Genomic DNA, 22,233 nt, shown 5'->3' with positions numbered 1-22,233 from the left:
CGGTCCTACGCCCCCGGGACGCCGGCCGCCGTGACGCCCTCGACCTCCATGCCGACGGGCGACAGCAGGAAGACGTTGCGGTCCACCCGGTGCATCCCGCTGCCGAGGCCGAAGACGACTCCGCTGGTGAAGTCCAGGATGCGCTTGGCCACATCGCCCTCCGCGCTGGTCAGGTCGAGCAGCACCGGCACCTGCGCCACCAGGTACTCGGCGACCTCGCGGGCGTCGGCGAACACCTGGACCCGCAGCACCACCATGCGCCGCTGCTCGGCGGCCTCCGGCTCGTCCTGGACCGTGCGGTGGTCCACCCGGGACGGCCACTCGTTGCGGCTGCGCAGCGGTACGACCTGGGCCAGCCCCTCCCACTGCTCGTCCGTGACGTCGTACCTGTCGTACCTGCTCACCGGACCACCCCGTCCGCACATCGGTCGGCGTTGTGCCGGCTGCGCTCACTGTTCATCGGGCGATTGTCCCCCGCCTCACCCGTTCGGCCTACGAGCGACACGGCTCAGGAATCGATCGCCCCCGCCGGAAGCACGTCCGAGGGATCGGCGACAGTGACGGACCGGCCCGGAGCGGCGGTGGTGTCCAGCGGGGTGAAACGGATGGGCAGGTGCGCGAGCGCGCGGTGGAAGGGGCCCGGCCGCCACAGCAGTTCACCGGCCGGTACGGCGAGTTCCGCGTCGCACAGGAGACTGGTGAGCTGCTCGATGGCGGTCATCGCGATGAGCAGGGCCGGCTGCTTGGCGGGGCAGCGGTGGGGCCCCGCCGACCAGGCGAGGTGGGCGCTGGCCCCGGAGCGGACCCCGTCGTCCGAGACGGGCGGTGCGGACTGGGAGTTGGCGGCGGCGTAGGAGACCAGGACGAGTTGTCCGGCGCGCAGCCGGACGCCGTGGAACTCGGTGTCGTGGCGCGGGTAGTGGGCCGCGAGGTTGGCGAGCGGCGGGTCCCGCCACAGCACCTCGTTGATGGCCTCGTGGGCGGTCATCGCGCCGCCGTGCAGGGAGCCCGCGTACCGCTCGTCGGTGAGCATGTGGAGGATGGCGTTGCCGATGAGGTTGGTCATCGGGTCGTTGCCCGCGCTCATGACGAGCGTGATCTGACGGACCGTCTCGTCGTTGTCGAGTCCGGCCGGGTGGGCGAGGAAGTACGAGGTGAGGTCGCGGCGGGGCCGGGCGCGGCGGTCGGCGACCAGCCGGGTGACGACGTCGACGAGGTCGGCGTACGCGGCGGCGGCGTCCGCAGCCGAGTTCATCATCCCGGCGATCCCGTCGACGATGCGGTCGCCGTCCTTGGGGTCGGCGCCGAACCAGGTGACGAAGATGTGCATCGGGAGCCGGCGGGCGTACTGGGCGATGAGGTCGCCGCTTCCGGTGGCGGCGAACCGGCCGATGAGCTGGCGGGCGACGCGGGCGACCTCGGCGCGCAGGACGTGCGGTTCGATCAGGGCCAGGCTGTCGTTGATGGCCTCCCGGTAGCGGGCGTGCACCGCGCCGTCGCTGAACAGCGCGGTGGGACGGTGGCCGAGGACGGGCAGCACCGGGGAGTCCGGCGGGACGGTGGCCTGCCAGGCGCGGGGGTCCTTGCTGAAGGTGTGGGTGTCGCGGAGCAGGTCGATGGCGGCCTGGTAGTCGGTGACGAGCATCGCCTCGATGTCCGGGGCGATCCGCACCGGGGCGAGCGGGCCGTGCTCGCGCAGGGCGCGGTAGTGGCCCTGCGGGTCGGCCGCGAAGGCCGGGCCGAACAGCGCGAGGGGCTGCGGCGGCGGTGCGTAGGTGGTCATGAGGCGTCCTCGGGCTGCGGCATGCGGGTCAGCACGTGTTCGGCCAGGGCGATCAGGGCGTCGATGCTGCCGCGGCGTTCGCGCGCGTCGCACTGGACCAGCGGGGTCGTGTCGTCGAGGTCGAGATGCTTGCGCAGGACCTCGTCCGTGTGCGCGGGGGCGTCGGGGAAACGGTTCACCGCGACGGCGTACGGAAGTCCCTGCTCCTCGACCATGTCCATCACGGCGAAGGAGTCCGCGAGCCGCCGGGTGTCGACGAGGACGAGTGCGCCGAGCGCGCCGCGGGCGATGTCCTCCCACAGGGGAAGGAACCGTTCCTGGCCGGGCGTGCCGAACATGTAGAGGACGAGGTCGTCGGGGACGGTGAGGCGGCCGAAGTCGATGGCGACCGTGGTGGTGGTCTTCTCGGGGAGTCCGGCGGTGGAGTCGACCCGGGTGCTGGACTGGGTCATCGCCTCCTCGGTGTGGAGGGTGGCGATCTCCGAGAGCGTTCGGATCAGGGTCGTCTTGCCCACGCCGAAGGGACCCGTGACGACGAGTTTCATCAGGGTCCTGGCGGCGGCGGGCAGATAGCCGACGCCGGTCCGGTCAGGGGAGGGAGCGGAGTCCAACGAGCAGCCTCTCGACGAGCGACCTGTCGATCTGCCCGGCACTGGGTATCGGCGGTCGGGTGAGCAGAAGTCCGGTGGCCGCGAGGTCCGTGGCCAGGAAGACGGTGGCGCTGACCGGCAGGTCCAGGTGGGCCGCGCACTCGACGACGGTGAGGGCGCCCGGTTCCAGCAGGGCGCACAGCCTGCGCGCCTGTGTTCCGGCGTCGTCGGGCACGGGCGCGTCGGTGCGTACGAGTACGGCGAGCCGGTCGAGCGCGGGGCCGGCGGGGCGGGACCGGCCGCCGGTGACCAGGTAGGCGGGGATCAGGCGGCGTGCTGGGCCGGGGGTCATGGCCGGGCGGCGGTGTCCGGCTGACGGGCGGGTGCGTGCATCGCCCGGGTGAGCGCGGTGACCTGGACCTGCATCTGGTAGGCGATGTCGCCGAGTTTGGCGCCGGGTTCGGCGAACAGGGCGAGCGTCGTGTTGCGTCCGGCCGGTACGACGATGGCGAAGCCCAGGTCCGATTCGACGACGGTCTGAGCCAGTTGGGGGGCCTCGACGTCGGTGAAGGCGGTCGTGAAGGCGCGGGCGGCGGCGTGCAGGGTGGCCGTCATCGCGGCGACCCGTTCGCCGGAGGCCCGGTCGAGGCCGGGCGAGGCGCCTTCGACGAGGCCGTCACCGGTGGCGACCACGGCGTGCTGGACTCCTGGCAGTTCCAGCAGCGGGGTCAGCACCCATGCGAGGTCGCCTGAGGTGGGGCTGGGGGCGCTCACTTCTCGTCGTCTCCTTGGTCGTCCTGGTCGTCCTGGTGGTCGTGGGCGCCGGTGTCCGGTGCGGGGTGCTGTCCGGTGGCGCTCCTGCCGTTGAGGGTGCCCTGCTGGAGGGCCGCCCAGGAAGCCCCGGCCGCTTCCGGTGTACGGGGCATCTGTCCGGCGGCCGGTTCGGCGGTCCGGGTCGCGGTGGCCTCGGCGGGGGTGCGGCGGGGTGCCCGGCGGCGCCGGCTGGGAAGTGCGGCGGGCTCGTCGGCGCCCGCGGCGGGGGTGCCCGCCGGGACCTGGGCGCCGGGCGCGGGCGCGGCCGGGGCGTTGGCCGCGGAGACGGGTGCCGGGGCGAGCGCGGAGAGGTTCCGGTCCTCGTCGAGCACGGTCAGCAGGTGGGCGGGGACGCGCAGGATGGTCCGCATGCCGCCGAACGGGGAGGCCTCGATGTGGCAGTCGAAGCCGTACTGCACGACGAGCCGGCCGACGACCGCGAAGCCCGTCTGCGGAGGGTCGCCCAGTTCGGTCAGGAGCACCTCGGCGGGTCCGGCGAGGAGGGCGCGGGCCCGTTCGAGCGCGTCCTCGTCCATGCCGATGCCGGCGTCGTCGACCACCAGGAAGGCGCCCCGGCCGCCGCTCTGCTGGACGGTTACCTGCACGTCGGTGTCGGGGTGGGAGTAGGCGGTGGCGTTGGCGAGGAGTTCAGCCAGGGCGATGGCGAGGGGTTCGGCGGCCCGTGCGGCGAGGGCGAGGCGTTCGTCGCGCAGGTGGTTGGCGACCTTGATCCGTTCGTAGCCGGCGACCCGTGACTGGGCGCCGAGCACGATTTCGACGAGCGGCGAGTTCTGCCGGGCGAGGCCGGGCCAGGCGTCGCAGAGCACGGCGGTGGACTGGGTGCGGCGCAGCGCGAGTTCGTTGCGGAAGTCGAGCTGGAGGATGCGCGGGTCGTCGTACTCGTGCTGGAGCTCGTGCAGCAGTTGCTGGGACTGGTTGAGCAGCGACTGGATCTTGGCGGAGGTGCCGCGCATCGCGGCGCGGGCCGCCGCGTCGACGCGTCCGCGCTCCTCCAGGACGGCGGTCCTCGCGGCCTGGACGGCCTCGGTGAGCAGGAGGGCGGCGCCGCCGTCGACCTCGGCCGCCTCGCGCAGTCCGGGGACGGTGGCGCTGGGGTGGGAGAGGGCGAGGGCGGCGGCGGGTATCCGCCGGCGCGCGAGCTGCCGGATCTCGTCGAGGAGGGCGGCGGTGCGGGCCTCGGCGGCCTTGGCCTGGCGTTCGGCGAGTTCGGCGCGGGTCACAGCCTGCTGTTCCAGGAGGCCGGTCCGGTACGCGCGCGAGAACCCCGCGATCGCGGCGACGACGGCGATCACCGTGAAGATCCATGCCATGCCGTTACCGCGTTTCTGTCGTCGGGCCGGTCCGCCGGGGCTCGGGGCGGGCCGGGTGGTCAGCCGGCGCTGCCTGCCGGCGCACCGGCCTGCTCCACTTCCTGTGCGACCGTGGCCACGTCGGTGATGACCTGGACCACGCTGGGGCGTTCGGAGCCGTCGAGCTGCCGGTACTCGCTGCCGATGGTGATGACGAGCCGTTCGGGGAGCCCGAGTGCGGGGTGGCGGCCTTCGGCGATGACCTGCCGGGCGGCGTCGGTGGCGGGGACGCCGGCGGCGTGCAGGGCGTGGGAGCGCTCGCGGATGTACTCCAGGTACGCGATGTGCTCGCGGACACCGTCACGGTCGATCACGGGTCCGTGGCCGGGGACGATGGTCTCGGCCCCGGTGGCGAGCACCTGTTCGCAGGCCGCGATGACGTTGCTCAGCGGGCCCTCCCAGTGGCACGGGTGGTCGCCGGGCTGTTCCTCGGAGGACGCGAAGATGATGTCGCCGCTGAACACCACGCCTTGGGCGGGCAGGTGGACCATCAGGTCGCCGGTGGTGTGGGCGGGGGCGAGCGAGGTGATCTGCACCGGGTAGTCGCCCACGGTCAGTTCGAGCTCGCCTGTGAAGTAGGTGGTGGGCCGGACCGGTTCGGTCTGCGACCAGTCGAAGGGGCCGAAGTGCCGTGCGAGGTAGGCCCCGAGCGGGGTGGCCGGGTCGCCGCCGTTGACGAGCGCGTGCTGCTGCTGCGGCGTGGGCTCGTAGTGGATGTGCTCCCTGGCCTCGCGCGTCACGATGATCTCGGCGTCCGGGAGCACGCCCGCGCCCCAGAAGTGGTCGCCGTTGGCGTGGGTGACGACCACCCGGTCGATGGAGACGCCGTCGGGCAGCCGCTTGCCGGACTCGGCGAGGAACTGTCCGGCGAGCACCGGATCGTACGGGGTGTCGATCCACAGCGCGCCGCGGGGCGAGACGAGCAGGCCGCAGTTGGCCAGCCCCCAGCCACGCTTCGGCGGGAGCCATGCGTACAGGCCCCTGCCCAGGTCAACGACATCTCCACCCGTGATCGACATGGACGCGATTATGCCGACCACTTTCCGGTCGCGCGTTCGAACCCGGCCATCCGGTCCCGCTATTGGCTTGAAACAGACCTTCCCGCCTTCCGAGGGGCCCCGGCCGGTGACCGTACGAGAGCGCGGGGGTGTGCGGCTGTACGGAACCTTCCGGATGAAGCGGGACGAGAAGCGCGGATCGGCGCGTGCCCGTCACCGGTACGAAAGTCGGCGCCGTCAAACCGGGAGAGGCCGATTACCCACTGAGCATGGCTGAAAACAGACGCCACGAGCCCCCGGCGGGACCGCGTCGTGCGGTGCGCCGGGGGCCCGTGGCTCAGACGTGCCTAGAAGGTCGCGGGCACGCTCCACTGCTGGTTGGCGCCGCCCGCGCAGTCCCACAGCACCAGCGCGGTCCCGTTCGTGGTGTCACCGCCCGGGACGTCCAGACAGCGGCCGGACGCCTTGTTGACGAGGGTGTGCGCGCTCGTGCTGTACGTCCACTGCCGGGCCGCGTCCGTGACGGCGCCGCCCGTCCCCGTACCGGCGCAGTCGCGCACCCGCACCGCGGCGCCGTTCCCGGTGCCGTCGGCTGCCAGGCAGTAGTCGGAGGGCAGGCGCAGGGAGCCGTCGGCCGCCCGCACCCAGGCCTGGTTCGCGCCGCCGGAGCAGGCGTACAGGTCGGCCACCACGCCGTCCCCCACTCCCCCGAAGGCGTCCAGGCACTTGCCGGCCTGTCCGGTCACCGCGCCGCGCACCGAGTTGCCGACCGCCAGGTTCTGGACCGTCGCGTCCGCCGAGACGTCGGTCCGGGTCATCGGCGCACAGGCGTTGCCGCTGTTGGACGTGGACGAGACCGAGGCGGTGACCGTACCGCCGTTGCCCGTCGGCACCCCGAACCGGGCGTCGCTGAAGGGCTGGTCGTAGCAGGTGGCGCGGGAATCGTTCCACTCGAAGTACTCGGTCCAGTCGACCATGCCGGAGGGCGAGATGGCGGTGGCCGGGGTCTTGATGGTGCCGAGCTTGTACGAGGCGCCGGTGGCGGTGTCCGCGACGGTGGCGCCGAACCAGCCGTCGCCCTCGGCCGCGACCTTGAACGTGTAGCGGTGGCCGGCGGTCCAGTCGAGGTTCATCCGGCAGCTCATGCCCTCGCCCTCGCCTCCGAAGGACTGGCACCAGCTGCCCGTGGAGCCGGCCTTCGCCTCGGAGACGTCCCAGACGGAGAACAGGAGCGTCCGCTTCGAGCCGCCGTTGGACTGCATCCCGAGGTAGGCGCCGTTGCCCTGGTCGAAGCCGAACTGATGGCTCCAGAACACGTTGGCCCGGTAGCCGGGGTCGTGCTGGACCGTGGTGGACCAGGTGACGTCGGTCAGGACCGGGGCGCCGGAGAAGGAGTAGTTGGTGTAGGTGCCGGGAGTCGTGCCGATCTCCGCGGCCTGGGTGGGGGGTGCGGTGCCGAGCAGCGCCAGAGCGGCTGCCGCGACGGTGGTGGTGAGGGTGGTGAACAAGTGACGCGATCTCATGCGGTGCACCTGCTTCCGATGGGGGGAAGGGGACCCCGGGCCCGGGGCCGTGCGGCCCCGGGCCCGGTCTTTCCCGGTCAGATCCTCAGGAACGGACCTGGCCGCGCTCGAAGTACGCGATCAGCTCCGGGTCGAGGGCGGGCACCTCGTGGGGCGCACCGCCCTCGCGCAGGGAGCGGGTCGCGAGGACACCGGCGGCGACGCTCATCCGGGCGGCGACCGGGGAGGTGTCGGTGACTCCCCCGTCGCGCACGAACCGGCAGAACTCCTCCATGATCCGGCCGTCACCGCCGCCGTGGGAGCCCTTGGCCTCGGGCACCCGGTAGGTGATGTCGGCGTCGGCGCGGTAGCCACTGGGGCCGGTGTTCCAGACCTTGACCTCGTCGCCGGGGCCGTCGCCGAAGTTCTCCAGCCGGCCCTCGGTGCCGATGACGGTGTAGTTGCGCCAGTAGTCGGGGGTGAAATGGCACTGCTGGTAGGCGGCGACGACCCCGTTGTCGAGCTGCATGTTCATCACCGAGACGTCCTCGACGTCCACGATGTGGTGCAGGTCCTTGCGGGCCGTGGGCGGCCAGTCGAACTCGCGCAGCCAGTTCTCGGGCCGCGGGGTGTCCGGCTCGCGGCGCGGCAGGTCGCCGTAGACGAGCAGGTCGCCCAGCGCGTTGACGCGCCGGGTGTAGCCGCCGGCCAGCCAGTGCAGCACGTCGATGTCGTGCGCGGCCTTCTGGAGGAGCAGCCCGGTGGTGCGGGTGCGGTCGGCGTGCCAGTCCTTGAAGTAGTAGTCGCCGCCGTAGCCCACGAAGTGGCGCACCCATACGGCCTTGGGTTCGCCGATGTCGCCGCGCGCGATGATGTCGCGCATCAGCCGGACGACGCCCATGTGGCGCATGTTGTGGCCGACGTAGAGCCGGGAGCCGGTCTCGTACGCCGCGCGCAGGACGTTGTCGCAGCTCTCGACGGTGATGCCGAGGGGCTTCTCGACGAAGACCGCCTTGCCCGCCCGCAGGGCGTCGATGGCGATGACCTCGTGGGTATCGTCCGGGGTGGCGATGATGATCGCGTCCAGGTCGTCCCGGCCGAGGAGCAGCTTGTAGTCCTCGACCGCGATCTCGGCGCCGAAGCGCTCGGCCTCGCGCCGGCGCACCTCCGGGTCGAGGTCGCATACGGCGGTGATCGCCGATCCCTTGCCGGGGTGGTGGGCCGACATCGCGATGGACCGGCGCAGGCCGAGCCCGATGACGCCGAGTCGCAGGTCTGACACGGGAGTCCCTTCGGTTGGTACGGGTGGTGCGGGCGGGCGGAGACTACTTACCGGCGAGCGAGGCCTCGAACTCGGCGCGCATCTTGTCGCCTCCGCCGGAACGCCACTTGCTCAGCTGTTCCTTGAAGGCGGAGAGCGGCTTGCGGCCGGCGACGATGTCGAGCTGGATGTCGCTCATGGCGGTGGTGAGCGAGGCGCTCTTGCTGGTGGACGTGTCCGAGAAGTGGCCGCTCGTCGGGTTGGACTGGGCGATCTTGAGGAGGTCCTGCTGCCAGCCGTGGATCTTGCCGGCGAGTTCGCCCTGGCCCGGCAGGTAGATGTACTCGGGTCCGGCGGCGAGGAAGGCGAGCGGCATCGCCGTGGTGACGGCCTCGGAGTTGCCCTTGGGGGTGAGCTTGACGTCGCCCTCGGCGGTGCGGGTCCAGTGCTTGCCCTCGATGCCGTTGTCGAGGAAGAGGCGTTCCTCCGTGCCGAAGGGTGCGGCCAGGTAGTCCATGACGCGCAGCAGCATCTTGACGCGCTTCTCGTCGGCCTTCTTGTTGATCGCGGTGTAGCCGACGGAGCCGTAGCCCATGCTGTAGTGCGGCGTGGCGCCTTCCTTGCCGGCGAACGGCACGATGACGCCGAACGGGAAGTCGTACGTCTTGGCGTCGACCAGGAAGCTGGGGAAGGACTGGACGTAGGCGCCGAGGGAGCCCTGCGCCATCTTCTCCATGGTGGTGCTGAGGTTGGGGTCCGGCCAGAAGAGCTTGGCCTGGGCGCACTTGACGGCGAAGGCCAGGGCCTCCTGGTACTCCTCCGTCTCGTACTGGTGGGTGAGCTTGCCGCCTTCGAGGCGCCAGCCGGCGGGGGCGCCGAACCACTGGGCGAACTGGCCGATGTGGTTCACGTACGCCGGTTCCAGGACGTACTTGTTGCGCTTGACGTCCAGCAGCTCCTTGCCCTTGGCGAGGAAGTCCTCCGCGCTGGTGAAGTGGGCGCCGCCGACCGGCTTCCAGAAGTCCTGGTTGACGACGTAGACCTGGCCCATGGAGCCGTAGGCGACGGTGACGCCGCGGATCTTGCCGTTGACGACGGCGGTCTTCCAGGCGGTGGTCGGCAGGTTCGCCAGGTTCGGGTACGCCTTGACCGCGTCGCCCGAGAGGTAGGGGGTGAGGTCGTGGAACTTGGCGTCCAGGAGCTCGGGGACGCGCTGGATGCCCTGGTTCGGCGGGAACCAGACCAGGTCGGGTATGTCGCCGCCGGCCATCATGGCGTTGAACTTGGTGAGGTACGCGTCGACGCCCTGGTCCACCACGATCGTCATGTCGAACTGGGACCCGAGCCGCTTGTTCAGCTCCTGCCAGTAGCCGTTCTTGGCCTGCGGCGGGGCGGGCGTGGTGAACGTTTCGGTGAGGGCGGTGATGCGGCTGCCGTCGCCGGGCGTCTTCGCGACGGACTTGGTGAGGGCCTTGGGGTAGCGCAGGTAGGTGGCGTCGAGGCCCGCCGCGTTGCCCGCGAGGTCGGCCGGGGCCGTCTGGGCCGCCACGTACGTCGGGAGCTTCAGCTTGGCGGACGCCTTGGCGCCGCCCTTGCTGACCGTGGCGCCGCTGCCGCAGGCGCTCAGGGTGGACAGACCCGCGACGGTGAGGCCGGCGATTCCCGCGGCGCCCATGAAACCGCGCCGGGACAAGTGGGTGGACATGGGGCTCCTTGAAGTGTGTGGCCTGCGGGGCGGTGGTGCGGGGCGGGCGGATCAGCCCTTGATCGCCCCGGTGAGGACGCCCTTGACGAAGAACTTCTGCAGGAAGGGGTAGACACAGAAGATGGGCACGATCGCGATGATCAGTACGGCCATCTGCAGCGAGGTCGCGGGCGGTACGGCGTGGACGCCCATCGCGGAGGCGTTGATGCTCTGCCCGTTGAGGACGTAGCTGCGCAGGATCACCTGGATGGGGAACTTGCTGGAGTCGTTGAGGTACAGCACCGCGTTGAAGAAGCTGTTCCAGTACCCGACGGCGTAGAACAGGCCGACCACCGCGAGGACCGCCTTCGACAGCGGGAGGACGATCCGGAAGAGGACCGTGACCTCGCCGGCGCCGTCGATGCGCGCCGCGTCGTACAGCTCCTCCGGGATGCTCTGGAAGAAGGAGCGGACGACGACGATGTTGAAGGCGTTCAGCAGGACCGGAAGGATCAGTGACGCGTACGTATCCAGCATGTGGAACTGCTGGACCGCCAGGTACGTCGGGATGATGCCGGGCGCGAAGAGGAACGTGCCGAGCACCAGCAGCAGGATCGGCTTGGCGAGGACGGTGCCGGGGCGCGAGGTGCCGTACGCGATCATCACGGTGCAGGCCAGGCTGAGCGCGGTGCCGATCAGTGTGATGAAGATGGAGACCACGGCGGCGCGGGTGACCACGCCCCCGGACAGGATGACCCGGTAGGCCTCCAGCGTCGGGTGGTGCGGGATCAGTACGTAACCGCCGTTGGCGTTCAGCTCCTCGCGGCCGGCGAGGCTGGTGCCGATGGCGAGGACGAACGGGTAGAGCACGATCACGGTGAGCACGATCAGGGCCAGGCCCTTGGCACCCTGCCCGTACCAGTGCGGGCGCTCCATCCACGGCGGCCTGCCGTGGGACTTGCGGGGGCGGGCCCCGGACCGGGCGGCGCGCAGCCGGGTCGCGACGGACTGACTCATCGGTAGACTCCCTGCTCGCCGAAGCGGTGGGCCAGCTTGTTGGCGGCGAGGATGAGGGCGAATCCGATGACGCCCTTCATCAGTCCGGCGGCGGTGCTCATGCCCCAGTCGCCGTCCACGACCCCGTGGAAGTAGACGTAGGTGTCCATGACCTCCGCGGCGTCCGGGCCGACGGCGTCGCGCTGGAGCAGGATCTGCTCGAAGCCGACGGAGAGGATGTCGCCGAGCCGCAGGATCAGCAGCATCAGGATGACCGGGCGGATGCCCGGCAGGGTGATGTGCCAGATCCGGCGGAGCCAGCCGGCGCCGTCCATGGCGGCGGACTCGTACTGGCCCATGTCGATCGAGGCGATGGACGCCAGGAAGATGATCGTGCCCCAGCCGCAGTCCTTCCAGATGGCCTGCGCGGTGATGAGGAACTTGAAGGTGCCGGGGTCCGTCATCACGTTGCCGATGCTCACCCCGTGCTCCATGAGCAGCGTGGTGACCGAACCGGCGCCGCCGAGCACCTGCTTGAACATCGCGACGACGACGACCCAGGACAGGAAGTGCGGGAGGTAGACGACGGTCTGGATGAACCGCTTGATCTTCTCGCTGATGAGCGAGTTGAGCAGGAGCGCCAGGGCGATCGGTGCCGGGAAGTACAGGAGCAGCTGGATCGCCGTGATCTGGAGGGTGTTGGACACCGCGCTCCAGAACTCGGGCTGGGCCAGCAGCGCGGTGAAGTTCGCCATGCCGACGAACGGGCTCTGCTTGAAACCCAGGAACGGCTGGTAGTCCTGGAAGGCGATGACGTTGCCCGCGAGCGGCAGGTAGAAGAAGAGCGCGAAGTACAGGACGCCGGGCAGACAGAAGAGCAGGAGCGCCTTGTCGCGCTTCAGACGGTGCCGGAGCGGCTGCCGTATTCGGCGCTTCTTGTCCTTCCTCCCTGCGGAGCGGTCCGCGTCTTCCGGATCGCGGGGCTGCGGCACGGGCGGCCGCGCAGCTGTGACCGGCGTGTTTGCCATCGTCACAGGCACCTCCAGGGCTGATGGAGCGAGAGAACGTCCCGCATACGTGGAGGGCGGCGCGCACCTCGGGGAGATGCGGCCGCCGCTCCTTCGCGGCGACAGGCACATAGTTCACGACCGTGCGCCCGTATGGCAAGAGTTGTTCATTTCGCAGAGGTAACGAACATCTATGGGCAAGCAAAAGTCGCTCCACGCAGCACCACAGGGCATCACAGAACAGACAACTGCCACATTTCCGCCTCTTGATACGGGCGAGGCCACCCCCGGAATGCACTGTTCCTCCGTCAGAATCGGCCATCCTGTGCGTGGTTGTGATTGATCGCGCACACTTCACGCACAGTCGGGCGCCCTGAACCGGTTTGGGTGCACGCAGAACGGCGGGCCTCCGCGCACCGGGTGCGCGGAGGCCCGCCGTGAGGTGAAACGGGAGGTCAGACGGCGATGACGGTGACGCCGGCCTCGGTGAAGCGGGCGGACGCCTCGGGCGCGATGCCCCGGTCGGTGACCAGGAAGTCGACCAGGGAGAGGTCGCAGACCCGGGCGAAGGCGCGCTTGCCGATCTTCGAGGAGTCGGCGGCGACCACCACGCGCTGGGCCTGCTGGGCGAGCAGCCGGTTGATGCTCGCCTCGCCCTCGTGGTGCACGTACGCGCCGCGTTCGGTGTCGATGGCGTTGACGCCGAGCACGGCCACGTCCAGCGTTATCTCGCCGAGCACCCCGCTGGCCAGCGGGCCGGTCAGCTCGTACGACTGGGGCCGGGCGACCCCGCCGGTGACCACCATCTTGATCTGCGGACGGATCACGAGTTCGTTGGCGATGTTGAGGGCGTTGGTCACCACCGTCAGCGTCGGCTGGCCCGGCGCCCCGCCGGCGCCCTCCCCCACCAGGTCCGCGCGGACGGCGAGCGAGCGGGCCACCTCGGTGATGGTCGTGCCGCCGGTGAGCCCGACCACCTCGCCGACCGCGACCAGGTCGGCGACGGCGCGGCCGATGGCCTGCTTCTCGGGGGCGTTGCGGCCGGTCTTGTAGCGGAGGGCCAGCTCGTAGCTGACGCCGTGGGCGATGGCGCCGCCCCTGGTCCGGGTGAGCAGCTGCTGCTCGGCGAGCTGGTCAAGGTCCCGCCGGATGGTCGCGGCCGAGACGTCCAGCGTCTTCGCGGCATCCTCGACATCCACCCGGCCGTGCTTGCCTACGAGTTCCAGCAGTGCGTTCCACCGGGCATCCCTGGACAAGAGAGTTCTCCTCACAAGTCCGGGCTGCGTGCGCCCATCCCCTTGGGCGCGATCACCGGACAGCCGCAAGCGTCGCACAAGGCTCCGGCGAGTCAAGCCCGCTGCAAGCAGAATGCTTGATAATGCTCACTCCTCGCGGGTAACGTGCGTAAACGAGCATCCCATCACCAGTACGGAGTGCAAAAGTGTCATTTGTCGAGATCGAGATCGCCAGCCAGCCGGAGTGCTGGCGCCGCGCAGCGGAGCTGGCGCAGAGTCACGCGGCCGTGCTGCCCGCGCCCGGCGAGCGCGTCGCCGTCGTCGGCTGCGGCACCTCGTTCTACATGGCTCAGGCATACGCCTCGCTCCGTGAGGAGTCCGGGCAGGGCGAGACCGATGCCTTCGCCGCGTCCGAGTTCCCCTCCCGCCGCCGCTACGACCGGGTCGTCGCGCTCACCCGCTCCGGCACCACCACCGAGGTGCTCGAACTCCTCGGCCGACTGCGCGGCACCACCCCCACGGTGGCCGTCACCGCCGACCCGGAGACCCCGGTGATGACGACCGCCGACGCGGTCGTCGTGCTGGACTTCGCCGACGAACAGTCCGTCGTCCAGACCCGGTTCGCCACCACGCTGCTGACGCTGCTGCGCGCGCACCTCGGCCTGCACACCGACGCCGTGGTCCGCGACGCGGAGCAGGCGCTCGCCGAGCCGCTGCCGGAAGGCCTTGTGGACTGCACCCAGTTCACCTTCCTCGGCCGCGGCTGGACGGCCGGCCTCGCCAACGAGGCCGCGCTCAAGATGAAGGAGGCCTCGCTCTCCTGGACCGAGTCGTACGCCGCGATGGAGTACCGCCACGGCCCCATCTCCATCGCCACCGACACCACCGCCACCTGGATGTTCGGCGCCGCGCCCGAGGGCCTGCGCGAACAGCTCCTGGAGACCGGCGCCCGCTGGGTGGAGAGCGGTCTGGACCCGCTGGCCGACCTGGTCCGCGTCCAGCGCCTGGCCGTCGCCCGCGCCACCGCCCGCGGCCTCGACCCGGACGCCCCGCGCCACCTGACGCGCTCGGTGGTCCTGGCGGACGCTTGATCCGCGTTGCCCCCGGACCCCCGGTCCTCGAACGCCGGACGGGCTGAAATTCAGCCCCGCCGGCGTTCGAGACGCGGGGTCCGGGCCGGAGCCCCGGTCAGGACTCCTCGAAGTACGCGTCCAGGACCGCGTCGAAGCCCTCGGTCCACTCCTTGAGGCTGCCGCGGGACTCCGCCTCGACCTCGCCGTTGAACCAGCGCTTGGACGACAGGTGGACGGTCACGGTGAACCTGCGGCCGAAGCGGGCCGGCTTCAGTTCGACCGCGCCGATCTCGTCCCAAAGGAAGTCGGCCCGCTGGTCGTCCAGCGTGAACCGGACGCCCGCCGGGCCGGCCGAGATCGAGCCGCGCCGGTCGCTCACCTCGAACGAGGCCCCGTCGGCGGCCTCTTCGCCGCTCTCGTCGCTGTCGTCGCTCTCGTCGTCCTCTTCGCTCTCGGCCTCCTCCTCGTCCTGCGCCACCGGTACCGCGTCGGCCGGCTGCTCCGCGACGGCGTCGGCGGGTGCGGGCTCCTCGGTGTCCTCCGGCTCCTCCTCCGCCGCGGCGGGTCGGGGGGCCGTGAGACCGGGGATGTACGCCGGGTCGGTCCCTGCGGCGTACGCGGGCTGGGTCTTGGGGTCTATGCGCTGCTCCACGGCGGGCAGTATGGCCGACGAACCTGTACGGGGCCAGTAAGAGGGTGCCGGAGGGCGGGCCCGGCCGCCAGGCCCGCCCTCCGACGGTGGGGCCCCGCACCCCACGTCAGCCGGTGGCGCAGACCTCGTCGCCCAGCGAGAAGGCGCCCGGTGCCGTGTTGCCGCCGGTCAGTGTGCCGGTGAAGCCGAAGCCCGCGGAGGCGCCGGGAGCGACCCTGCCGTTCCACGAGACATTGGCGGCCGTCACCTTCGCCCCGTCCTGCGTGGGCGTGGCGTTCCACATCTGGCCGACCTTCTGCCCGTCGGGGAAGGTCCAGGCGAGCTTCCAGCCGTCCAGCCCGGCGGTGCCGGTGTTGGTGAGCGTCACCTCGGCCTGGAAGCCGCCGGACCACTGGTTGGTGACCTTGTACGTCACCGAACAGGCGGCGTCACCGGGGCCGGTGCCGGGATCGGTTCCGGGGTCGGTGCCCGGGTCCGTACCGGGGTCGGTGCCGCCGTCGCCGTCCGAGGAGTCGCCGTACAGGATCCCGCGCCCGTTGGTGGACACGTAGACCCGGCCGAAGACGCGCGGGTCACCGGTGATCGCGGCGCCGGTCCAGCCCCACTGGTGGGCGTCGTCGTTGATACGGGTCCAGGTGGCGCCCGCGTCCGTGGACCGGAAGATGCCGCGTACCCCGCCGATCTTCGCGGAGACGAAGAGCGTCCGGTACGAGGCCCCGGCGGCCGCCTTGCCGAAGCCCACCGCGTCCGCCTGGTCGACGCCGGTCAGCTTGGTGAACGTCGCCCCGGAGTCGGTGGAGTGCCACAGGCCGTACGCGCCCGTGGCGCTGCCGCCCGCGAGCCAGATGTCGCCCTCGGTGCCGGGCACGGCCTTGAAGCGGACGTTGCCCTCGGCGGGCAGACCGCTCGACGCCTTCGCCGTGAACGTCGCGCCGCCGTCCGTCGAGACGTAGAAGGTGCCGGCCTTGTACCCGTAGAACTTCTTCGGGTTCTTGCGGTCCGACTCGACCGTCGCGCCCTGGGGTATCCCGGTGGACGCCGACCACGAACTCCCGTACCCGGTCGTGTGGTACACCCCGGTCCCCTCGGGGCTCCAGACGAAGCCGCTCGCGTCGGCCGCCGCCGCGACGGTGCCGCCGCCGGTCACCCCGGACGGCTCGGAGCCCTGGAACCAGTTGGAGCCGTTGTCCGTGGAGAAGCCGATGTGCGGGGCGGCGTCGGCGCTGCCGACCCGGACCACCGTGTTCGGGCTGCTCTCGGCGAAGTCGAGGCTCGTGGTGGAGGTCAGGCTGGGCGAGGTGAACATCATGTCCGGCACGGCGTCGAGGTCGGTGTGCCGGAAGCCCCCGATGTCACCGAGCGCGCTGAGCAGGGGCGCCCCGGACGGCGGGCTGGCCAGGTCGTTGACGGCGGTCTCCTCCAGGCCCTTCACCATCGGGGTGATCCTGAACTGGCTGCCGGAGTCCCAGTTGGTGAGGTTCTCGGTGCCGTAGACCGTCGCGCCGGTGCCGTACATCATGCGGTTCGAGTCGAACGGGTCGATCTCCAGCGCCTCCGTCATCCAGCCCAGCTTGGGTGTGGTCTCCGGCGGCGAGGGGTTGGCGCCCCAGGTCAGCCAGGGCACCGAGGAGACGTCCTGGGTGAAGCGGTTGGAGCGGTTGGGGTAACTGGTGTAGTCCCAGGCCTGGGTCCAGGTCGCGCCGCTGTCCGTGGAGCGGAAGATCTGGGTGTCCGGCCACCAGGAGCTGTAGGCGGTCGCCATGACCGTGCCGGGGTGCTGCCGGTCCACGGTGAGCCCGCTGAAGCCGTAGTAGGTGTCCGCCTCGGCGACCGGGCTGACGTCCTTCCACTCCCCCGTCGCGGTGGTGTACCGCCAGATCTGCCCCTTGCCGCCGTCGTACGGGCCGCCGGTGTCGCTCAGGGTCAGGTAGAGGTAGCCGTTCTCGGAGTCGAGTACGCCCTTGTGCGCCAGGTAGCCGGTCGGCTGCCCGGCGATCCGCGACCAGGAGACCCCGCCGTCCGTGGAGCGGTAGACGGTGTTCTCCTTGTCGGCGACGCCGACGTAGATGTCCCGGGTCGCGCTGCCCGCGCTCCCGGTCCGCTCGTCGAACGTCACCCAGACGATGCCCTGGTTGTCGTTGCCGTAGCCGCTGGTGTCCGTGGGGTCCTGGGAGTAGTTGCCCGGGTTGGGGAAGGCCGTGACCTCGGACCAGGTGACCCCCGAGTCGGTGGACCGCCACAGGCCCTTGCCGCTGGGCGCGCCGAGGTAGAGCACGGAGTTCTTGTTCGGGTCGACCGCGAGGCGTTCACCCATGCCCCGGCCCGGCATGTTGCCGCCGAGCTTGAACGGCAGCGTGCTCGCCTTCCAGCTGGCGCCCCGGTCCGAGGAGCGCAGGACCGCGCCGTTGGTGGGGTCCCAGTCATTGGTGTACGTGCCCACGGCGGCGTACACGTTGTCCGGGTCGACGGAGTCCGAGGCCAGGCTCACCACCCCGGTCCAGCCCCAGTGGTCCCAGTCCACCCAGTCGAGCAACGGGGTCCACCGCTTGCCCGACTGGTCCCAGCGGTAGGCGCCGCCGATGTCGGTGCGGGCGTAGGCGAGGTTCTTCTCGGACCGGTTGAAGACGATCCCGGGGACGAACCCGCCGCCGTCGATACGGACGTTCTTCCAGTCGTACGTGTCCGCCGCGAGGGACACATCGGATGCCTGCGCGGTGGTGGTGGCGTCACTATCCCGCGCCGCCGCCGGCGCACCGGCGGCGAACAGCCCGGCGGTGAGAGTGAGCGCCGCCACCAGGGCGGCGAGGGGTCTTGCGCTTCTGCGCACGGAAACGTCTCCTCCGAACAGGACCGCCGGCAAAGGCGGTTAAGGGCGTGAACGGATGTGGGAGCGCTCCCATTTCGCGTCCCGATGGTAGCGGCGCCGCCCCTCCGGGAGAAGGGCGGGCGCAAAGTTCATCGGATGACTCGTGAGGGCGTGAGGGCGACGCGTGCGGGGCCGGTGGCGGCCCCGGGCCTGCTCAGTACCAGCCGGACGACCCGGGCGGGTCGCAGAGTTCGAGCACGACCTCGCCGGCCACGGAGGTCCGGCCGCCGGCCGGGCGCACCCGGTCGCCGACGTTCACCAGGTGGGGGGCCGCGCCCACGATGCGGCAGCGGTAGACGAAGCCCTCGGGGAAGCGGACCAGGGACTCGTTGCGCATCACGCGCGAGTAGCGGTTCACCACGCTGGACCGCACGACGACCCCGTAACCGTCGCTGTGCGCGGATTCGAGGTCGCTCGACGCGCAGACGGGGCACAGGAGTTTGCGGAAGGAGGCGGTGTGGCACCAGCGGCACACCTGATAGACGAGCCCTTCCTGACTGTGCGGCTCCACCGCCTCGCGGGCCGGCCGCCCCACCACGTCGATTCCGGTACTGAACACGTTCCGCCTCCCGCGCTCGACTCGGTACGCCGCACCTTCGGCGACGGCACACCGGCACCGTATGGCACTTAGTTCCAGGAGTAAAGGCACTGAGTGCCGCAAAGTGTGCGCGGGGGCCTCAGGCGCTGCCGAGCGCGGACTCGATGTGCTGCACCACGCGCCACATCGGGGCGCCCTTGCGGGCGACCATGACGATCACTTCGTCGTCGCCCACGCCCACCGTCCCGGGCGGCGCCGAAAGCACCGGGACCGGCGCGGCAGGGCGTTCCCCCGCCTCGCTCCACACCGCGCGGACCAGCTCCAGCGCACGGTCCACCTCGGCGCCCGCGTCGCCCTCGCCGCCCGAACGCAGCCAGGACCGCAGCCCGTTGTTGTGCGCGGCGACGACCGAGGCCGCGATCACCTCGGCGCGCAGCGAGGCGTCCGGGCCGGCGGCCGGGTCGTCGGCCCACCGCCGGTCCAGATAGCCGGCGAGGGTCCGCTCGTAGCGGCGCACCACGGACAGCTCGTACGTGCGCAGCCCCGGCACCTCGCGGGTGAGCCGGTAGCGCTGGACGGAGAACTCGGGGTTCTCCGCGTACATCCGCAGCACCAGCCGGGCCGCGTCGCACACCGTGGAGACCGGGTCGCCGTCCTCGGCCGCGCCCAGGAACGCGGTCATGTCCGCGAGGCACCGCTCGTGGTCCGGGAAGACCGCGTCCTCCTTGGAGGGGAAGTAGCGGAAGAACGAGCGCCGCCCCACCCCCGCCCGAGCGACGATGTCGTCCACCGTGGTCCGCTCGAACCCGCGCTCCAGGAACAGCGCGAAGGCCGCCTCGGCGAGCACGTCACGCATGGGGGGCTTCTTGGCCGGCCGCCGGTCTTCGGTCATGCCGGAAACGTAACACCGAAAGCAGTCATCCGGCACTGGGTACCTTTACGAAGGGTACTGAGTGCCATAGGATTCCCGTAGAAGACCACCAGGTACAGGGAGAGCCGGCGTGAGCTTGAGGATCGTTGTCACTGTGAAGTACGTGCCCGACGCGACCGGTGACCGGCATTTCGCCGATGACCTGACGTTGGACCGTGAGGATGTCGACGGTCTGCTGTCGGAGCTGGACGAGTATGCGGTCGAGCAGGCGTTGCAGATCGCGGACGCGGCGGATGATGCGGAGGTCACCGTGTTGACGGTGGGTCCGGAGGATGCCAAGGACGCGTTGCGCAAGGCGTTGTCGATGGGTGCGGACAAGGCGGTTCACGTCGAGGACGACGATCTGCACGGTACGGACGCGCTGGGGACGTCGCTGGTGCTGGCGAAGGCGGTCGAGGAGACCGGGTACGACCTGGTGATCTCGGGTATGGCGTCGACGGACGGCACGATGGGTGTGGTTCCGGCGCTGCTGGCGGAGCGGCTGGGTGTGCCGCAGGTGACGTTGCTGTCGCAGGTGTCCGTCGAGGGTGGTGTGGTGCGGGGGCGTGCCCTCCACTCCCCCGGCCACCGCCCCCGTGCCCCTGGCCGAGAAGGACACCGGCCGCGACACGGACACCGGACGCACGGACACGGGCCGCACAGGCACCGGACTCGCGGCGCCGGGCGCCGAGTCCCGCGACACGGACACCGGCAGCGGTTCCGGCACCGGCACCTTCGGTACGACGACGTCCCGGCACGAGCCGGACCGCGACAGCCGCGCGCACAGTGCACCCCGCAAGGACGAGTGCCTGCTCCCGACCGGTGACCAGGACAAGCTGGCCCACCGCCTCCATCAGGCGGTGACCGACTTCGTCGAGAGTCCTCAGCGGGCGGTGGAGGAAGCGGAATCCACGTTCGACGCGGTGGTCGCCGGCCTGACGGACGCGCTCAAGGAGCGCCGCAGCACCCTGCACGTCGAAGAGCGGGACGGCGGCGACCCCGGCGCGCGGACCGAGGAGCTGCGGATCACCCTTCAGCACTACCGCGACCTGACCGAACGGCTCCTGAAGATCTGAGGAGCACAGCGCGGGCCTGCCACCCCCTTCGCCCGCTGCCCCCGGCACCGCACGTGTGCCGGGGGCAGCGGGCTGTGCGGCCGCTACGAGCCCGTGTAGACGACCAGTTCGCCGCGCAGGCGCCGCAGCGTGGGCCCGGGGACGCGCAGCCCGTCGCGTACGTAGCCGTCCAGGCCGCCCCAGCGTTCGTCCATGGCGGCCAGGGCCGTGTCCAGATAGCGGGGGCGGACCTCGATGATCGCGGAGGCGATCTCCGGGTCGCCACCGGCGTCGAGGAAGCCCTGCACATACGGGCGTCCGGCGATCCGCAGGACCGGGTTCACGGCCAGGAACTCCTGCCGCACGACGTCCCGCGAGGCACCGAGGACCAGGAGCAGCACGGCCGCCGCCCAGCCCGCGCGGTCCTTGCCGGTCGCGCAGTGGAAGAGCACCGGCCGCGCGGCGGTGTCGGCGGCCGTGTCGATGAAGGCGCGGTACGCGGCGGCGGCCCCGGGCGAGAGCACCATCTGCCGGTACGACTGGGCGACCGCCTCCTCGGCCTTGCCGTTGCCCAGCAGCCGTTCCGCCTCGACCGGGTCCGCGAGCAGCGCGCGGAAGCGGGCGGGGGTCACGCCGGGGTTGTCCCCCAGCACGTCGGCCACGAAGAGCCGGGCGCCGGGCGGGAGGGCGTCGGGGGCCGAGCCGCGCTCGTCGGCGGTCCGCAGGTCGACGACGGTACGGATGCCGAGCGCGGCCACGGCCGCGGCGTCCACCGGGTCCAGGCCGCCGAGCCGGCCGGAGCGCAGCACCACGCCCTGCCGGACCTGCCGGCCCGGCCCCAGGGTGATGCCTCCCAGATCGCGCAGATTGAGGGCGGAGACGGTCGGGACTGCCCTGACGGTTTGCACGATGGATTTCCTCTTTTCCCGGCGCGTATCCGAATTGATTTCGGCCTGGCCGGATCAAAAGTCGCATGATGTCGTCACATCGACAAAGTAAAACGCCGGGGATCATCGATCGGGCGCGGGCAGACCGCGGACTCGCGGTACGCAGGCCCTTTTCGGCACTGCGGGGCCGGGCGCTCGCGAGAATCGGTACAACGGAAATGGGCCGGTGAGGGGGACGAAGCCCCGTCCTCACCCGGCCAGCAGCCGCGCCTTCTGGGCCTCGAATTCGTCGTCGGTCAGGATGCCCTGCTGCTTCAGCGCGGCCAGCCGCTCCAGCTGCCCGATCACGTCGTCGCCGGGCACGGCGGCCTGTGGTGCGGCGGGCTGCGGGGCGGGCTGCACCGGCTGCTGGGCGGCCTCCTGCTCGGCGAACCTGGCCTGCTGACGCTGCTGGACGCGCCCGGAGACGGCGGACGCGGTGCCCGCGACGACGGCGGTGCGCGCGGCGGCCCCGATGAGGCCGGGTCCGCGGCGGTTCATTCCGGGTCCTCGGAAGATCGGCATGACGTGTTCCCTTCCGGTGCGGGCGTCAGCTCTCGTGGCCGGCGGCGGAGGCGGCGGCCTCCGCGACCTCGGCGGGAATCCGTTCGTGGGCGATGACCTGGCCGCCCGCCGCGCGCACGGCCTCGGCCAGCGGGACCGCCCAGAGGTCCTCCCACACGATCAGCGCGGCGGAGCTCCCCGGCGGCACGCGCTCGCCGAGCATCCGGATGTCCTCGCTGCTCAGCATGCCGCTGACCTCGCCCTCGACCGGCTCGAAGGAGACCAGGTCGTCGGGGTCGAGATCGTCCAGTTCGACGGCCTCGATCGTGCCGTCCTCGGCCCGCTGCACGAAGGTCAGGTCCAGGATGCGTACCGCCTTCGAGGCGACCGCGTCGGCCAGCGCCGGTGCGATGGCGCCGGTGAACCGGCTGCCCGGAAAGGCGACGACGAGGTACTCCACGGGTCCCACG

General features: G+C 71.1%; 22 protein-coding genes and 1 pseudogene. 3 read left to right on the top strand and 20 right to left on the bottom strand.

The annotated features are described in order from the left end of the window. Positions 1 to 5 precede the first annotated feature (5 nt). The 13 genes from EAO73_RS00325 to EAO73_RS00265 all read right to left on the bottom strand — a co-directional run bounded on the left by EAO73_RS00325 (position 6) and on the right by EAO73_RS00265 (position 13,260). The gene (locus tag EAO73_RS00325; protein WP_191133887.1) at positions 6 to 425 is read right to left on the bottom strand and encodes a cell division protein SepF; all 420 of its coding nucleotides are present in this window, start codon (positions 423 to 425) and stop codon (positions 6 to 8) included. A gap of 83 nt (positions 426 to 508) precedes the next feature. Next, the gene (locus tag EAO73_RS00320) at positions 509 to 1,783 is read right to left on the bottom strand and encodes a cytochrome P450 (protein ID WP_147969433.1); all 1,275 of its coding nucleotides are present in this window, start codon (positions 1,781 to 1,783) and stop codon (positions 509 to 511) included. Next, a complete protein-coding gene (locus EAO73_RS00315; protein ID WP_147969432.1) occupies positions 1,780 to 2,394 on the bottom strand; it encodes a GTP-binding protein in 615 nt (204 codons plus the stop codon). The genes EAO73_RS00320 and EAO73_RS00315 overlap by 4 nt, the downstream gene beginning before the upstream one ends. Continuing rightward, complete coding sequence (locus tag EAO73_RS00310) at positions 2,372 to 2,725, bottom strand: DUF742 domain-containing protein (protein WP_147969431.1); 354 nt, start codon at positions 2,723 to 2,725, stop codon at positions 2,372 to 2,374. The genes EAO73_RS00315 and EAO73_RS00310 overlap by 23 nt, the downstream gene beginning before the upstream one ends. Further along, on the bottom strand, positions 2,722 to 3,147 hold the full coding sequence (locus EAO73_RS00305) for a roadblock/LC7 domain-containing protein (protein WP_147969430.1): 426 nt from the start codon (positions 3,145 to 3,147) through the stop codon (positions 2,722 to 2,724). The genes EAO73_RS00310 and EAO73_RS00305 overlap by 4 nt, the downstream gene beginning before the upstream one ends. Further along, complete coding sequence (locus EAO73_RS00300) at positions 3,144 to 4,517, bottom strand: ATP-binding protein (RefSeq protein ID WP_224756124.1); 1,374 nt, start codon at positions 4,515 to 4,517, stop codon at positions 3,144 to 3,146. The genes EAO73_RS00305 and EAO73_RS00300 overlap by 4 nt, the downstream gene beginning before the upstream one ends. 59 nt (positions 4,518 to 4,576) lie before the next feature. Next, a complete protein-coding gene (locus EAO73_RS00295) occupies positions 4,577 to 5,575 on the bottom strand; it encodes an MBL fold metallo-hydrolase (protein WP_147969429.1) in 999 nt (332 codons plus the stop codon). Between the two features lie 326 nt (positions 5,576 to 5,901). Next, positions 5,902 to 7,077 carry an RICIN domain-containing protein gene (locus EAO73_RS00290; RefSeq protein ID WP_224756123.1) on the bottom strand — a complete coding sequence of 392 codons (1,176 nt, stop codon included), beginning with the start codon at positions 7,075 to 7,077 and terminating at the stop codon, positions 5,902 to 5,904. Between the two features lie 85 nt (positions 7,078 to 7,162). Beyond that, positions 7,163 to 8,338 carry a Gfo/Idh/MocA family protein gene (locus EAO73_RS00285; RefSeq protein ID WP_147969428.1) on the bottom strand — a complete coding sequence of 392 codons (1,176 nt, stop codon included), beginning with the start codon at positions 8,336 to 8,338 and terminating at the stop codon, positions 7,163 to 7,165. A 43-nt stretch (positions 8,339 to 8,381) separates the two neighbouring features. Continuing rightward, positions 8,382 to 10,022 (bottom strand): extracellular solute-binding protein, encoded by a 1,641-nt coding sequence (locus tag EAO73_RS00280; RefSeq protein ID WP_147969427.1) that lies wholly within the window; start codon positions 10,020 to 10,022, stop codon positions 8,382 to 8,384. Between the two features lie 51 nt (positions 10,023 to 10,073). Beyond that, on the bottom strand, positions 10,074 to 11,018 hold the full coding sequence (locus tag EAO73_RS00275) for a carbohydrate ABC transporter permease (RefSeq protein ID WP_147969426.1): 945 nt from the start codon (positions 11,016 to 11,018) through the stop codon (positions 10,074 to 10,076). Continuing rightward, a complete protein-coding gene (locus EAO73_RS00270) occupies positions 11,015 to 12,025 on the bottom strand; it encodes an ABC transporter permease (RefSeq protein WP_376556249.1) in 1,011 nt (336 codons plus the stop codon). Before EAO73_RS00270 ends, EAO73_RS00275 begins: the two co-directional genes overlap by 4 nt. 434 nt (positions 12,026 to 12,459) lie before the next feature. After that, complete coding sequence (locus tag EAO73_RS00265) at positions 12,460 to 13,260, bottom strand: DeoR/GlpR family DNA-binding transcription regulator (RefSeq protein WP_147969425.1); 801 nt, start codon at positions 13,258 to 13,260, stop codon at positions 12,460 to 12,462. 185 nt (positions 13,261 to 13,445) lie between these two features. Between EAO73_RS00265 and EAO73_RS00260 the strand changes: the two genes are divergently transcribed. Then, positions 13,446 to 14,330 carry an SIS domain-containing protein gene (locus tag EAO73_RS00260; RefSeq protein WP_147969424.1) on the top strand — a complete coding sequence of 295 codons (885 nt, stop codon included), beginning with the start codon at positions 13,446 to 13,448 and terminating at the stop codon, positions 14,328 to 14,330. Positions 14,331 to 14,427: 97 nt separating this feature from the next. On the opposite strand, the gene EAO73_RS00255 is transcribed toward EAO73_RS00260, so the two are convergent. The 4 genes from EAO73_RS00255 to EAO73_RS00240 form a co-directional block, all read right to left on the bottom strand. Next, on the bottom strand, positions 14,428 to 14,964 hold the full coding sequence (locus EAO73_RS00255) for a hypothetical protein (protein WP_147969423.1): 537 nt from the start codon (positions 14,962 to 14,964) through the stop codon (positions 14,428 to 14,430). Between the two features lie 106 nt (positions 14,965 to 15,070). Further along, a complete protein-coding gene (locus EAO73_RS00250) occupies positions 15,071 to 17,791 on the bottom strand; it encodes a cellulose binding domain-containing protein (protein ID WP_412074554.1) in 2,721 nt (906 codons plus the stop codon). 193 nt (positions 17,792 to 17,984) lie between these two features. Beyond that, on the bottom strand, positions 17,985 to 18,389 hold the full coding sequence (locus tag EAO73_RS00245) for a hypothetical protein (protein ID WP_147969422.1): 405 nt from the start codon (positions 18,387 to 18,389) through the stop codon (positions 17,985 to 17,987). Between the two features lie 118 nt (positions 18,390 to 18,507). Further along, positions 18,508 to 19,260, bottom strand: coding sequence for a TetR family transcriptional regulator (locus EAO73_RS00240; RefSeq protein ID WP_147969421.1), 753 nt, complete (start codon positions 19,258 to 19,260; stop codon positions 18,508 to 18,510). Positions 19,261 to 19,369: 109 nt separating this feature from the next. Here EAO73_RS00240 and EAO73_RS00235 point away from each other — a divergent pair. Beyond that, a pseudogene (locus EAO73_RS00235) lies at positions 19,370 to 19,846 on the top strand (electron transfer flavoprotein subunit beta/FixA family protein); the annotation flags it as partial. Continuing rightward, entirely contained in the window at positions 19,845 to 20,354 is a 510-nt protein-coding gene (locus tag EAO73_RS35810; protein ID WP_224756122.1) for a hypothetical protein, read from the top strand. The pseudogene EAO73_RS00235 and the gene EAO73_RS35810, both read left to right, overlap by 2 nt. Positions 20,355 to 20,437: 83 nt before the next feature. Here the strand turns inward: EAO73_RS35810 and EAO73_RS00225 are convergent, their stop codons facing one another. The 3 genes from EAO73_RS00225 to EAO73_RS00215 all read right to left on the bottom strand — a co-directional run bounded on the left by EAO73_RS00225 (position 20,438) and on the right by EAO73_RS00215 (position 22,223). Then, positions 20,438 to 21,241, bottom strand: coding sequence for a tyrosine-protein phosphatase (locus EAO73_RS00225; RefSeq protein ID WP_147969420.1), 804 nt, complete (start codon positions 21,239 to 21,241; stop codon positions 20,438 to 20,440). Between the two features lie 228 nt (positions 21,242 to 21,469). After that, complete coding sequence (locus EAO73_RS00220) at positions 21,470 to 21,760, bottom strand: SHOCT domain-containing protein (protein ID WP_147969419.1); 291 nt, start codon at positions 21,758 to 21,760, stop codon at positions 21,470 to 21,472. A gap of 49 nt (positions 21,761 to 21,809) precedes the next feature. After that, positions 21,810 to 22,223: a DUF6325 family protein gene (locus EAO73_RS00215; protein WP_147969949.1), complete on the bottom strand. Its 414-nt coding sequence runs from the start codon at positions 22,221 to 22,223 to the stop codon at positions 21,810 to 21,812. Positions 22,224 to 22,233 lie beyond the last annotated feature (10 nt).

The sequence above is a fragment of the Streptomyces sp. col6 genome, assembly GCF_008042035.1.
In the GTDB taxonomy this organism is placed as follows: Bacteria; Actinomycetota; Actinomycetes; order Streptomycetales; family Streptomycetaceae; genus Streptomyces.
The sequence above is the reverse complement of the archived record's forward strand: the minus strand, read 5'-3'. Positions and strand labels throughout refer to the sequence as shown.

Excerpts from the sequence above, each read along its gene's own strand:
- EAO73_RS00325 (WP_191133887.1), bottom strand. The coding sequence starts at position 425 with ATGTGCGGACGGGGTGGTCCGGTGAGCAGGTACGACAGGTACGACGTC.
- EAO73_RS00320 (WP_147969433.1), bottom strand. The coding sequence starts at position 1,783 with ATGACCACCTACGCACCGCCGCCGCAGCCCCTCGCGCTGTTCGGCCCG.
- EAO73_RS00310 (WP_147969431.1), bottom strand. The coding sequence starts at position 2,725 with ATGACCCCCGGCCCAGCACGCCGCCTGATCCCCGCCTACCTGGTCACC.
- EAO73_RS00300 (WP_224756124.1), bottom strand. The coding sequence starts at position 4,517 with ATGGCATGGATCTTCACGGTGATCGCCGTCGTCGCCGCGATCGCGGGG.
- EAO73_RS00295 (WP_147969429.1), bottom strand. The coding sequence starts at position 5,575 with ATGTCGATCACGGGTGGAGATGTCGTTGACCTGGGCAGGGGCCTGTAC.
- EAO73_RS00290 (WP_224756123.1), bottom strand. The coding sequence starts at position 7,077 with ATGAGATCGCGTCACTTGTTCACCACCCTCACCACCACCGTCGCGGCA.
- EAO73_RS00280 (WP_147969427.1), bottom strand. The coding sequence starts at position 10,022 with ATGTCCACCCACTTGTCCCGGCGCGGTTTCATGGGCGCCGCGGGAATC.
- EAO73_RS00275 (WP_147969426.1), bottom strand. The coding sequence starts at position 11,018 with ATGAGTCAGTCCGTCGCGACCCGGCTGCGCGCCGCCCGGTCCGGGGCC.
- EAO73_RS00270 (WP_376556249.1), bottom strand. The coding sequence starts at position 12,025 with ATGGCAAACACGCCGGTCACAGCTGCGCGGCCGCCCGTGCCGCAGCCC.
- EAO73_RS00240 (WP_147969421.1), bottom strand. The coding sequence starts at position 19,260 with ATGACCGAAGACCGGCGGCCGGCCAAGAAGCCCCCCATGCGTGACGTG.
- EAO73_RS00220 (WP_147969419.1), bottom strand. The coding sequence starts at position 21,760 with ATGAACCGCCGCGGACCCGGCCTCATCGGGGCCGCCGCGCGCACCGCC.